Consider the following 12,331-nt stretch of genomic DNA (forward strand, 5'->3'; position numbering starts at 1 on the left):
TCTAACAGATTGATGACAATCCGGGGGATGATCGCCTCCCTGACCGAGCAGGAGGACCTCAATTTTCTGTTGACCAACCGTATCCCGCGGGCGGCGCTGACGCGCTTCATGGGCTGGTTCAGCAAGATCGAGAACCCCTTTGTGCGCGATGCCTCGATCGCCTGCTGGCGGCTGTTTTCCGACCTCGATCTGTCGGAGGCCAAAAAGACCGAGTTCAAGAGCCTGCACGATTGTTTTACGCGCGAACTGCGGCCGGGCCTGCGCCCGGTGGACCCTGATACGTCCGTGGTGGCGTCTCCGAGCGACGGGATCGTCGGCGCGCATGGCCGTATCCAGGATACCGAGCTGTTCCAGATCAAGGGCGCGCCCTATTCGCTGCTCGACCTGCTCGGCGATCCCGCCTTGGTGGAGCGCCATCGCAACGGGCGCTTCCTCACGCTGCGGCTGACGTCGAGCATGTATCACCGCTTTCACGCGCCGTTTGACTGCCGGATCGAGCGGGTGACGTTCGTCCATGGCGATGTCTGGAACGTCAACCCGATTGCGCTGAAGCGGGTCGAGCGTCTGTTCTGCAAGAACGAACGCGCGGTGATCGAAACCCGTCTGCCCACAGGCGAAGCGCTGACGCTGGTGCCGGTCGCAGCCATTCTAGTGGCGAGCATTCGGCTGCACTTCCTCGATCTCACGCTCAACGCGCAGAGCAGGGGACCCAACGTATTTCCCTGCGATGCCGGCGTGCACAAGGGCGACGAGCTCGGCTGGTTCGAGCACGGCTCGACCATCATCGTGCTGGCGCCGGACGATTTCGAATTCGCCGCTGGCGTCACCGAAGGCGCGCGCGTGAAAGCCGGCGAGCCGCTGTTGCGAAAACCTTCGCCGTGATCTCGACCTTGCGGCGGCGTGTCTCTACAACGGGATTCGTAATCGCAAGGCGGAAGGTGAGATGGCGCAAGCGCCTGTCATGGCGGCGGGAGGCATCGTATTGCGGCAGGCGGAAACGCCGCTGGTCGCGGTGGTGCGCCTGCGCAAGCGCAACGAATGGGTCCTGCCCAAGGGCAAGCTCGACGACGGCGAAACGCCGCGCGCCGCTGCCGAGCGCGAGGTGGTGGAAGAGACCGGGCACGCCGTCGCCGTGCACGAATTTCTGGGGACGCTGGTCTACGAGGCCCGTAGCGGTTCCAAAGTTGTGCACTACTGGCGCATGGAGGCCGGCGACGCGCCGGTGCGCGAGCTGATGCGCGACGTCAGGGCGGTCGACTGGCTGCCGCTCGGCAAGGCCGTGGAGCGGCTGTCGCACGGCTATGAGCGCGTGTTTCTCGAAAATGTCGGACCGATTGCGCTGGCTTCGGCGAGCCACGTCACACGCGGCGGCGTGACCGTCGATCGCACCTCCGAACCCGGTCCCGTCGATGCGCCGGTGGCATTGCAGCCTCGGCCGCGCAGCCTGCTGCAGAGAATAAGCGACTGGCTGCGCTCGGCCTGACTCTCTGTCTTCGGCTTCCCGCGAAAGGAACGGGGTGACGCGTCGTCACGACGACGCGATGCCTTACCGCACGTATTTCGGCAGTTTGCCCTTCGGCGGCACGGCCGGCGCCCGTTTCGGCAACGCTCCCGGCCGCAAGGCAGGCGCGTTTTGGATGCCGGGGATTCGGGAAAGCCCCGGTACGTGCGGCGCGATCCGGTTCAGCAATCCCGGCTGTCCCTGCGGCTCGCTGGGCTGTGCCGGCAGAGGTTGTCCTGCTCGCGGCGGGAGGCCAGGCTGCGGTAGCGCACCCGGTTGCTGCGTCGGCAAAGGAGGTTGTCCTGCGCGCGGTGGCAGACCGGGCTGCGACGGCGTAGCGGGTTGCTGCGGTCGTCCCGTGCGCGGCGGCAGTCCTGGCTGTGACGGCGTGCCGGGTTGTTGCGGCTGGCCGGTGCGCGGCGTGGTGCCGGGTTGCGCAGGCGAACCGGGTTGCGCGGGCGTGCCGGGTTGTTGCGTTTGACCGTTGCGCGGTGTCGTCCCTGGCTGCGACGGCGTGCCCGGCTGTTGCTGCTGCTGACCCGTGCGTGGCGTCGTGCCGGGTTGCGTCGGGGTGGCCGGCTGCGGCGGTTGACCGGTGCGTGGCGTGGTGCCGGGTTGCGACGGCGTGCCCGGCTGCTGCTGGCCCTGACGGTTCGGTACGCCCGGCTGTTGCTGTTGTCCGGGACGGTTCTGTCCGGGCGCGCCGTTCGGCTGCTGGCCGGGCTGCTGCTGCCGGATCGGGCGGTTCGGATTGACGAAATTGGGATTGGCGCGGCGGAAGTCGCGCTGCTGCAGCACGACCTGGCGGCCGAGACTCTGCGTCGAATAGACCTGACGCACAAAGCCCTGGTCGCGCTGCATCATCTGCGGCGGAATCACCAGCGGCACCGCGGCAACGCGCGCGCCGCCGATGCCGGGACGAATGGCGAAGCCGCTGGCGCCTTGCGTGAGGAAGCCGAGCCGCGCGCCGGCGCGGTCATTGACCTCGATGCGGCCGACTTTGCCGTCGGCATCGGGATAGAGCTTGATGTTGTTGGTGGCGCTGGTGCCGCCGCCTTCCGGCACCTCGACGAGGCCCGTGGTGCCGCGAATGCCAAGCGTCGCGGTCGGCGTCGTGATTTTCATGTCGCCGGTCTTGGCGACGGATGCGGCCACGAACGCAACCGTGCCCTTGGCGATGTCGAAGATGCCGGCGTTGTTCTTGCCGCCGTCTTCATAGACATAGGTGTCAATGGTGATCTGCGCGTTTGCCTTGAGATTAAAGGTGGTGGCATCGATGAAGGTGATGCCGAGCGACGAATTCGCAGCCGTCTGCACCACATCGTTGAGATAGATGTCGTCCTTGACCTTGAGCGGCGTGGTGGCGTTGTTGCGGACCACGCTGGCGCTGCCGGTCACGGTAGCGACGTTGCCGATCGGCTCTTCCGGCGCCTGCGCGTCGGTGGTGGGAGCGGCGGAGTTGGGCGCGGCCGCTGCCGGCGCCGCCGGTTGCGCTGGCTGCTGCGCCTGCGCCAGTTGGGTCACATCGGACGCGGCTTGCGGAATATTCTCCGCGTTTGCTGGCATACTGCAGGCCAACAGCAGGAGCGCGGGGCAAAGCAGGCGCAGCATCACGGGAATTCCAAATAACGAGGGATTGGCGAAACGCGGACAGGCGATAACAGCTTTGCCGGGCTGAACGCGGCATGAACATCACGCGCTTGTTGTCACGGCCGCACCAAACGATCAAGCGCCACGTCCGCAATCACCGGACCTGGCGCCATGATCTGACAGGTGATCGTTCAGCCGCGCTTGTGCGGGGTCAGGTTGATGGGTTTGCCGGGCTTGGCCGACGGCGCGTAGCTCACCGGCGTTGCGGCAGCCGGGGGCGCGTATTGGAACACGGCCTTGCAGCCGTCGCTCAGCATCGCGCGCTTTTGGATCATGCAGGCGGTGACGCGATCGACATCGGGAATCTCCGCGCTGCACAGCCGCATCGCGTCGCCGGTGCACATCTGCTCCTGCTCCGCCGTATAGGCCTGCGAGGCCGTCGTCAGCATCGCGAAGGCAAAGGCGGTCGCGATCAGCAGTTTGCAGTGACGCGCGGTCGAAGCGGTGAAAGCCATTGGAGTGTCCCTTGTCTGGATGGGTGCGCCCGAGATTCGCGCCAGAGCGGCGCCTCGTCGGGGGGGAGAACTACGCGGCGATCGTTTCGCCAATTTTTCGTCGCGACCGGAAACGTGTTTCGTCGCAGGGAGAATTGTTTCGTCGCGAGGGGCACCGTCATTCCGGGATGGTGCGTTAGCACCAGACCTCGGATGTGCAATTGCACATCGGGGAATCTCGAGATTCCCCGGGGTGCCACCCCTGAGGTTCGCACTTCGTGCGCCCCGGAATGACGAGAGAGGTTAACGGTCGCTTCTCAGCTCACGCGCTTCCAGGTCTGGCCGCCGCAGAACATGCCGCCGAAGGCGCAGCCCTGGACGCGGAGGGAAGTGGTCCCCTTCATCGCCATCGTGGAGTCGTAGTTGCGGCCGCTGTCGGGATCGTGGATGCGGCCGGTCCACTTGCTGCCTTCCGGCTTCATGCTGATCAGGATCTTGTCGCCGCTCTTGACGGAATAGCCGCAGAGATTCGCACCACATTGTTCGATGCGCACGTTGCCCTTGTTCTCTTCGGTCGCCCAGACACCGAGCGGCGAGTTCGGGTCGGACACCGGTGCGGCGGCGACCGGGGCCGGCTGCACGACGGGTGCGGCAACGGCGACCGGTGCAGGCGCCGGGGCTGCGACGTCGACTTGGGCCGGCGCGGCCGAGGCAACGGCGGTCGGGGCTGGGGCCGGCCCAACATAGGTCGCGGCCGGTGCCGCGGGCTGCGGCGCCGCCGCCTGAACCGGAGCGGGGGCGGAAGCCGGGGCCGGTTTTGCCGGCGAAGTATCGGCGAAATCGTCATCGTCCTTGTTCTTGGAGCCGATGCCCTTGAGATCGATGTTGCCGACCGTGCCGGAATATCCGGGCGCCGTGATCCGGATGCAGGAGAGCGCGTTGCAGTTGCGCGGCGCTTCGACGCGAATCCGCTCGCCGTTGATCTGGAACGAAATGCTGTTGCCGGCCTGCGCCGAGGTGGTGGCCAGCAGCAGCGCGGCGAGGATGTAGAGCCTTTTCATGTGAGCCTCCTGTGCGGCTTGTGAAGGGTGGCGGTTAACTTGCCGGGACCCTATGCGCCGCCAGCAGCAGCTTCCGTGATGCGTGTCACAGGACGCGCGCCATCTCGGTCACGGACCGGTGAGGTGACTCAAATCACATCCAGCCGGAGTTTGGACGGCTAGCTTTCCCGACATGATCTGCGGGAGGGTGCGATGAAACGAATTTATTGGCTTGCCGGGCTGATGGCGCTCAGCTCCCCCGCCTATGCCGGCAGTTCGATTTCATTCTCCGTCGGCGGTCACCGGGTCCATATCGAAGCCTCCCCCCATTGCCGCTCGACCTCCTGCGCGTCGGTGTCGGTCTCCGGGATTTATGATTCCCGCCGCAGGCGCGACCGGTTGGATGACGACGATGCCGCACCGGCAAAACCCGTTGTCCCGGCGCCGCAAATGATTGCGCCGCCGGCGCCGCCCGCGAACAACCTGCCGGCGCCGACCGTCGTCGTTTCCGCGCCGCCCACCGTCTACAAGCCGGCCGCCGTCGCGACGCAGATCGCCGCTGTGCCGCCACCACCACCACGACCCGTTCAACAGGTCGCGATCCCGCTGGCGCCGCCACCACCGGTTCAGCAGGTTGCGATTCCCGTCCCGCCACCGCCGCCCGCGCCGGTTGCCGCGCCGCAGGTTTCCAGGGTTTCGCACGAGGTCGAACAGGAGGCCGACGATACGCCTGTCGGAGACTGGCAGACCGAAGGCAAGGGCGCGGTGCGCATCACGAGATGCGGCAGTGCGCTGTGCGGCTACGTCCTCAATTCATCGTCCGACGATCGTGGCGAGGCGGTCCTGATCAACATGAAGCCGAAAGACGACACGCAATGGACCGGCAATGTCTACAGCCATGACAGCGGCGACACTTTTTATGGCACGATGAACCTGAAGACGCCGAATATGCTGCGCGTCGAAGCCTGCGCGCTCTACCGCTTCTATTGCTCCGGCAACAACTGGAGCCGGATCTCGGGGCGGGCCGAAAGCCTGATGACGTCGCGCCAGGTCTCTGCTGAGCCGCGGTCGTAACGCGGCGCTGTCATGAAACGCCGGCATTATAGGCGCCGATATTGTTATCTCGATTGTTATCCTGGCAAAAGCTGCTAGAATTCACCTGTTCATACAATCGGAATTTCGATGCGGGCTTGTTGGGCATCAGTAGCCGCCATTTTTTTGATTTTTGGCCTGTACGACCCCGCGTTTGCCGAAAAGCGCGTGGCGCTGGTGATCGGGAATTCCGCTTATCAAAACGTGGGCCGGCTTCTCAATCCCGCCAACGACTCTGCGGCGATGTCTGAGACTTTCAAGAGTGCCGGGTTTGACGTCGTCGAGCTGAAACGAGACGTCAAGGCAAATGAAATGCGCCGGGCGCTTCGTGATTTTTCGGACAGCGTGCGGGATGCGGACGTCGCCATCGTCTACTATGCGGGCCACGGCATCGAGATTGACGGCACCAACTATCTCGTTCCGACGGATGCGACCCTCGAACGCGATATCGACGCCTATGATGAGGCGATCCCGCTCGAACGGCTGCTGGCCGTGATCGAGCCTGCCCGGAAACTGCGGCTGGTTATTCTGGATGCGTGCCGCGACAATCCGTTCAGCAAGAGCATGAAGCGAACGATTGCCTCGCGCGCGATCGGACGTGGACTGGCAAAGGTCGACCCGACCAGCCCCAACACCCTGGTCGCGTTCGCGGCCAAGGCCGGATCGACGGCATCCGACGGCGACGGCAAGAACAGTCCGTTCACCGCGGCGCTGGTCAAGTACCTGCCGAAACCCGGGCTCGATCTGCGCAAAGCGTTCGGCTTCGCGCGCGACGAGGTGCTGAAGACCACAGGCAACCGGCAAGAGCCCTTCATTTACGGCTCGCTGGGCGGCGACGACTTTGCGCTCGTGCCGGCGGCTGTTCCTGCCCCGGCCGTCGCTCCGGCCGTCGATTCCAGCCAGGGGGTCAGGGCCGACTACGAACTGGCCGAGCGTGTCGGCACAAAGGAAGCGTGGGATTTCTTCCTCTCGACTTATCCTGACGGCTTCTACGCCAAGCTGGCGCAGGCCCAGCGCAATAAACTGGAGGCCGAGCAGTCTCGGTTGGCCGCCATCGAGAAGTCCCGCTCGGCCGAGGAGGAGCGAGCCCGGCTCGCGGCGGAAGGCGCCAAGGCAAGCGCGCAGGCGAAGGCGGCGGCCGAAGCCAGGGCGGCCGACGAAGCGCGTGCCGCCGCGGAGCGGAAGAAAGTACTCGAAGAGGCAAAGATCGTCGAGGTCGAACGCGCGCAGGCAAAAGCTGCGGAAGAGGCACGGCTGGCCGCTGAACGGAAGAAGGAAATCGAACAGACGAAGGCCGCCGAGGCCGAACATGCGCGGCTGGTCCTGCAAGCCAAGGCGGCGGCGGATGCCCGCATCGCCGCCGAAAATGCCCGGGCCGCAGCGGAAGCCGAAGTGAAACGGGAGCAACTTGCCCTGGAACGGGCCAAGGCGCTCGCCGAGGAGAAAGCCGCTGAAGCCGCCCGCATCAGGGCGGAAGCACAAGCCAGGGCCGAACAGGATGCCAAGGTCGTTGCTTCAACGACGAAGGCGGCGGAAGAGGCCAAGGCGAATCAGGACGCCGAGCGCGCCCGGCAGCAGAAGGTGGTGCAGGAAGCGCGACTTGCGGAGGCAGAGCGCGGCAGGCTTGCCGCACAGGTCAAGGCAAATGAGGCTTCGACCAATGCGGTGACGGCCGACGATGCCGTGCGCAAGGAAGCACAGTCCGTCGTGGATCAGAAGGCGAAGCCGATCGGTCCGCTGGCAAACCTGACGCCGCCGAATGATCAGGGGGCGTCGGCGCCGGGCCAGGAAAGCCTGCCCCGTTTGCTTCAGGCGCAGTTGCGGCGCGTCGGCTGCGGTTCGGATCCAGTCACCGGCGATTGGGACGCCTCGGCGCAGAAGGCCTTGCATCTCTTCAACAAGAACGCGGGCACCAAGTTTGACGTCAGGGTCGCGACCATCGATGCGCTCGACGTTGTCCGCGGCAAGACCGGCCGGATCTGCCCGTTGTTGTGCGAGCATGGCTTCAAGGCCGACGGCGATAGCTGCGTCAAGATCATCTGCAAGGACGGCCTTGAGCTTTCGGACGACAATTCCTGCGAACGCGTCGAGCGGCAGAAGCCGCGGCGCAAGGAGGCGCCGACCGCCACGTTGACGCCCGAGAGAGCGACGGCGCCGTCGCCCGAACGTCAGCGAGAACCGGCTGCTCCTTCCGCCATCCAGCGCGCCGATCTGGCGAAACAGGTTGGCGGTTATCGCCAGTGCATGGGCGCGCTTCCCGGCTGTTACGAAAGGGCCATCAGAAACAGGTCTCCCGAGGCCGCCAGGGCGTGGTGCAACAGACGGCCGACCTGCTGATGAGGACGTTTCGATCCATCATTTCCGCCAAGCGTGCCCTCGGCATCGCCGGGCTTTCTGCAATCCTGATTTTCTGCGGACTACACCCTGCCCACGCGGAACGCCGGGTCGCGTTGGTGATCGGCAATTCGGCATACCAGAATGTGGCCAAGCTTTCCAATCCGGCCAATGATTCGGCGGCAATGGCCGCAACATTCAAGGAGGCCGGTTTCGACGTCGTTGAGTTGAAGCGCGATCTCAAGACGAGCGAGATGCGCCGCGCGCTTCGTGATTTTTCGGATGCCGCGCGGGATTCCGACGTTGCCATCGTGTTTTATGCCGGTCACGGCATCGAGATCGATGGTGCAAATTATCTGATACCTACCGATGCCGTGCTGGAGCGCGATATCGACGCGTTCGATGAAGCCATCCCGCTCGATCGATTGCTGGCGGTGATCGAGCCTGCCAGAAAATTGCGGCTGGTGATTCTGGATGCCTGCCGCGACAATCCCTTTGTCAAGAGCATGAAGCGCACCATTGCATCGCGTGCGATCGGACGCGGGCTTGCCCAGGTCGAACCCGGCAGCGCGAACACGCTGATTGCGTTTGCCGCAAAGGCCGGATCGACTGCCTCCGACGGCGACGGCAAGAACAGTCCATTCACGGCGGCGCTCGTCAAATATCTGCCGAAACCGGGCCTCGACCTGCGCAAGGCCTTCGGCTTTGCCCGCGATGAAGTTCTGAAATCGACCGGCAACAGGCAGGAACCGTTCATCTACGGTTCGCTGGGTGGCGAAGACTTCCCCCTCGTCGCCGCGGTGCCGGTGCCTGCGGCATCCAATCCCGGTCAGGCGATGCGCCGAGACTACGAACTCGCCGAGCGGGTCGCTACGCTTGAAGCATGGGATCTTTTCATCGCGACCTATCATGATGGCTTTTACGCAAAATTGGCGCAGGCCCAGCGCAACAAGCTGGAGGCTGAGCAGTCGCGCCTGGCGGCGATCGAGAAAGCACGTTTGGCGGAAGAGGAACGGGCGAGACTAGCGGCCGAAGGCGCCAAGGCGACTACCCAGGCAAAAGCTGCGGCCGACGCCAAAGCGGCTGCCAAGTCGGCCGAAGAAGCCCGTGCCGCCGCAGAGAAGAAGACGGCGCTCGAGGAGGCAAGGATAGCGGAAGTCGAACGCGCGCAAGCCAAGGCAGCGGAAGAAGCGCGCGTTGCGGCCGACAAGAAACAGCAAAACGAGGCCGCGAAAGCCGCCGAAGTCGAGCGGTCGCGACTGGCGCAACAGACCAGGTTGGCCGAGGATGCCCGCATCGCCGCCGAGAATGCCAAGGCGGTCGCCGATGCCAAGGCGGTCAGGGAGCGATTGGCCCTGGAAAGAGCCAAGGCGCTTGCTGAAGTCCAGGTTGCAGAGGCTGCTCGCAGCAAGGCCGAGGCCGAAGCGAAAGCCGAAGAGGATGCGCGGGTGACCGCCGCGAAGGCGAGGGCAGCCGAACAGGCCAAAGCGGCGGAGGCCGAACGCATCAGGCTTGCCGCACTCGCCCCCGCTGGCGCGGCAGCCGAGGACGGTAAGGCGCGCGGGTCATCCGAGGACATCACCCGATCGCTGGTTTCCGAATTGCGTCGCGTCGGCTGCGGCTCAACCGCGGCCACCGATGACTGGAACGTCGCAGCCCAGAAAGCGCTTGCGCAATATAACAAGCACGCCGGCACGCAATTCGATGTCAAGGTCGCCAGTCTCGATGCGCTGCAATCGGTTCGCGAGCGGCCCGCCGGTATTTGCCCGCTGGTTTGCGAACACGGTTTCGAGGCCAGCGGCGGCAAATGCGTGAAGATCGTTTGCGGAAAAGGTTACGAGCTTTCCGAGGATAATGCGTGCGAGCGCGTTGTCCGGCAAAAGAAGGAAAAGCCGGCACCCGCTGCCGCGGCACCGAAGCCAAGGGCCGCACCGGCCCCGGAAGCCCGCCAGCCGGAACCGGCGCGCTCGCGAACCGCCGGAGGAAGTATGGAAGCGCGGATTGCACAATGCCAATTGCGGGCCGGCGGGCGGGAAGGGGGCGGGGCCAGGAACGCCAATCGCAGCTTCCAGCGACTCGATGCCTGCCTTCGTGGCCAGTAGCCGTTGCAATGACCGTCGCGGCCGGGCAACGCGTGACGTCGCGGCAGGTTTTCTCGGCGCCACGCGCTTGAAACTGTAATCGCGGCGCCGACGTTTCCAATTTGTAACCGATTGCATCTGAACGGCCTCTCCATCGCGACCGACCGATAGCTGGACGGTTGGTTGCGAAAGACGGGAGATCGATCGTGAAACGTACGGCACTGCTTATTCTGTTGTTGCTCGGAGGCGCCGCCGCCGCGCAGGCCGACAACGACATCTACAACAATACCCTGAAGCAGCCGCGTGACGACGACGCGCTGCACGCCGACGGTGCCATCTGCGACGCGCAATTCGGTGCGCCGCAGAACGGCACGGTGACGTCGAGGGCTTACAGGCGCTGCTTGCTGTCGCATGGCTGGCGCTTCAGCCGCACGATCCACGAGCGCGACGACCGTTATCCCGATCCCGACAATCCGGGCATGATGTGCCGGGATTTCAAGATCGGCGGCGTTACCGGCTCGAGCTGCTCGAACTTTGATTAGAGCGTTTTCAGCGGTAGAAAACGCGTCACAATAAAAGACCTGTCATGGGCATGAAAACGCCCGGAGGCATGGCCACCGGGCGAGGGGTCCAGATCTGGACGGGAAGCCTAGATGACGCCGAGCACAATGGCTCCGACGAAGGCGAACGCGACATAAGCGGTGACAACGCTCAGTCTGCTGACGAAAGTCATGGGAACATTCTCCCTTGGTTCACGTCGTGCCCGCACATAACGCATCAAGCTAGCAAAGCGTTCCCGGCGGAAAAAGTCAGCGTTGCTGTCGCTCCCGGGACCTCCACCGGCCGCGCGGCCCCCGGCAACGTGGTAAATAATTCGTAAAATCAACGCGTTGAAGAGTCTTTAAATAAATTGGTTGAACGTGCGAGGATGACGCGCGGAGTTCGTTTGTATCTCGTCGGCTCCTTCGTCCTTGTATCGCTAGCGGGTTGCGGGCGCGGGATTTTTCAGTCCGCCGAACGTGAACCGTGGCGGGCCGAGGCCGAGGTCGCATGCCTGAAATCCGGCGCGGTCAAGGAAAGCCCGGAACTGGTCCGGATCGACCCGATTTCGGGTCCCGGGATGTGCGGCGCGGAATTTCCGCTCAAGGTGTCTGCCCTCGGCGAAGCGCCAGCCAGCTTCGGCTTTGCCGACGATCTGCGGCCGCCCGGCGCCATCGGCAATCAGCCGCGCTGGCCGATCTCGCCGGCCCCGGCGACGACGCCACCACAGGGAAACTATCAAGGCGGCTATTCGGATTCGGCGCTGCGTCAACCGAACTATGCCCCGCCGTCGAACGGGCCGATCTCATTGTCGGCGCCCGGAGTCGTGCCGCAGGAAGACGAAATCGATCTGCCGGCCGAAGCCGCGCCAGGACAGGCGCCTTACCGCAATGCGCCGGCCTATCCGCCACGCGATCGCTACGCGGCGCCGTCCCAGCCGCCTTATTCCGCACCCTATCCGCAAGCGCCGGCGTCCGCACCGCCGCGGCTCGGTCCCGCGCAAGGCAATGCCGTCAACACGGTCGGTCCGGTGGCGATCAAGCCGACCGCGACGCTGGCCTGTCCGATCGTCTCGGCGCTCGACCGCTGGCTCGCCGATTCCGTGCAGCCCGCGGCCCAGCGCTGGTTTGGCGCGCGCGTGGTCGAGATCAAGCAGATCTCCGCCTATTCCTGCCGCGGCATGAACGGCAATTCGAATGCGCATATTTCGGAACACGCCTTCGGCAACGCCCTCGATATCGCCGCCTTCGTGCTCGCCGATGGCCGCCGTGTCTCGGTGAAGGACGGCTGGAAGGGCATGCCGGAAGAGCAGGGTTTTCTGCGCGACGTGCAGGGTGCCGCCTGCCAGCAGTTCAACACCGTGCTGGCGCCGGGCTCCAACGTCTATCACTACGATCACATTCACGTCGACCTGATGCGCCGCGCCTCGCGCCGCATCATCTGCCAGCCGGCGGCGGTGTCGGGTGAAGAGATCGCGGCCCGCGCCGGCGGCCGCAACCCCTACGCCTCGCGCGAAGCCTTCGTCACGGGATCGCTCGGCGGCAGGAAGCCGCTGTCGCCTCCGCACAAGGCGAACAGCAAGGTCCGCGAGGAAGACGAGTTCGAGGACGAGTAACATCCCTTTCGGACACCGCGCTCTCCGCCGTCATCGCCCGCCTT

At 64.9% G+C, this 12,331-nt stretch carries 10 protein-coding genes; 7 read left to right on the top strand and 3 right to left on the bottom strand.

All coding sequences use genetic code 11. The features are described from left to right. Positions 1 to 12 precede the first annotated feature (12 nt). Both asd and BLR13_RS25640 read left to right on the top strand, forming a co-directional pair. Positions 13 to 882 carry an archaetidylserine decarboxylase gene (gene asd / locus BLR13_RS25635; RefSeq protein WP_074818116.1) on the top strand — a complete coding sequence of 290 codons (870 nt, stop codon included), beginning with the start codon at positions 13 to 15 and terminating at the stop codon, positions 880 to 882. A 61-nt stretch (positions 883 to 943) separates the two neighbouring features. Continuing rightward, positions 944 to 1,483, top strand: coding sequence for an NUDIX hydrolase (locus BLR13_RS25640; protein ID WP_074818112.1), 540 nt, complete (start codon positions 944 to 946; stop codon positions 1,481 to 1,483). Positions 1,484 to 1,546: 63 nt separating this feature from the next. Here BLR13_RS25640 and BLR13_RS25645 read toward each other — a convergent pair whose 3' ends face one another. The 3 genes from BLR13_RS25645 to BLR13_RS25655 all read right to left on the bottom strand — a co-directional run bounded on the left by BLR13_RS25645 (position 1,547) and on the right by BLR13_RS25655 (position 4,646). Further along, positions 1,547 to 3,112 carry a FecR family protein gene (locus BLR13_RS25645; RefSeq protein ID WP_079585931.1) on the bottom strand — a complete coding sequence of 522 codons (1,566 nt, stop codon included), beginning with the start codon at positions 3,110 to 3,112 and terminating at the stop codon, positions 1,547 to 1,549. Between the two features lie 170 nt (positions 3,113 to 3,282). Then, positions 3,283 to 3,606, bottom strand: a complete 324-nt coding sequence (locus BLR13_RS25650) for a hypothetical protein (RefSeq protein WP_074818106.1) — start codon at positions 3,604 to 3,606, stop codon at positions 3,283 to 3,285. Positions 3,607 to 3,902: 296 nt separating this feature from the next. Then, positions 3,903 to 4,646, bottom strand: coding sequence for a DUF2147 domain-containing protein (locus BLR13_RS25655; protein ID WP_074818101.1), 744 nt, complete (start codon positions 4,644 to 4,646; stop codon positions 3,903 to 3,905). 192 nt (positions 4,647 to 4,838) lie between these two features. Between BLR13_RS25655 and BLR13_RS25660 the strand changes: the two genes are divergently transcribed. The 5 genes from BLR13_RS25660 to BLR13_RS25680 all read left to right on the top strand — a co-directional run bounded on the left by BLR13_RS25660 (position 4,839) and on the right by BLR13_RS25680 (position 12,287). Next, positions 4,839 to 5,699 (top strand): DUF2147 domain-containing protein, encoded by an 861-nt coding sequence (locus BLR13_RS25660; RefSeq protein WP_074818100.1) that lies wholly within the window; start codon positions 4,839 to 4,841, stop codon positions 5,697 to 5,699. A 108-nt stretch (positions 5,700 to 5,807) separates the two neighbouring features. Continuing rightward, positions 5,808 to 8,054 carry a caspase family protein gene (locus tag BLR13_RS42425; protein WP_079585929.1) on the top strand — a complete coding sequence of 749 codons (2,247 nt, stop codon included), beginning with the start codon at positions 5,808 to 5,810 and terminating at the stop codon, positions 8,052 to 8,054. Continuing rightward, positions 8,054 to 10,153, top strand: coding sequence for a caspase family protein (locus tag BLR13_RS25670; RefSeq protein ID WP_083387696.1), 2,100 nt, complete (start codon positions 8,054 to 8,056; stop codon positions 10,151 to 10,153). The genes BLR13_RS42425 and BLR13_RS25670 overlap by 1 nt, the downstream gene beginning before the upstream one ends. A gap of 185 nt (positions 10,154 to 10,338) precedes the next feature. Next, the gene (locus BLR13_RS25675; RefSeq protein ID WP_074818089.1) at positions 10,339 to 10,674 is read left to right on the top strand and encodes a hypothetical protein; all 336 of its coding nucleotides are present in this window, start codon (positions 10,339 to 10,341) and stop codon (positions 10,672 to 10,674) included. Positions 10,675 to 11,060: 386 nt separating this feature from the next. Then, complete coding sequence (locus tag BLR13_RS25680; RefSeq protein WP_074818086.1) at positions 11,061 to 12,287, top strand: extensin-like domain-containing protein; 1,227 nt, start codon at positions 11,061 to 11,063, stop codon at positions 12,285 to 12,287. The last annotated feature ends 44 nt before the right edge of the window (positions 12,288 to 12,331 follow it).

This window comes from Bradyrhizobium ottawaense (genome assembly GCF_900099825.1).
Taxonomy (GTDB): Bacteria; Pseudomonadota; Alphaproteobacteria; order Rhizobiales; family Xanthobacteraceae; genus Bradyrhizobium; species Bradyrhizobium ottawaense_A.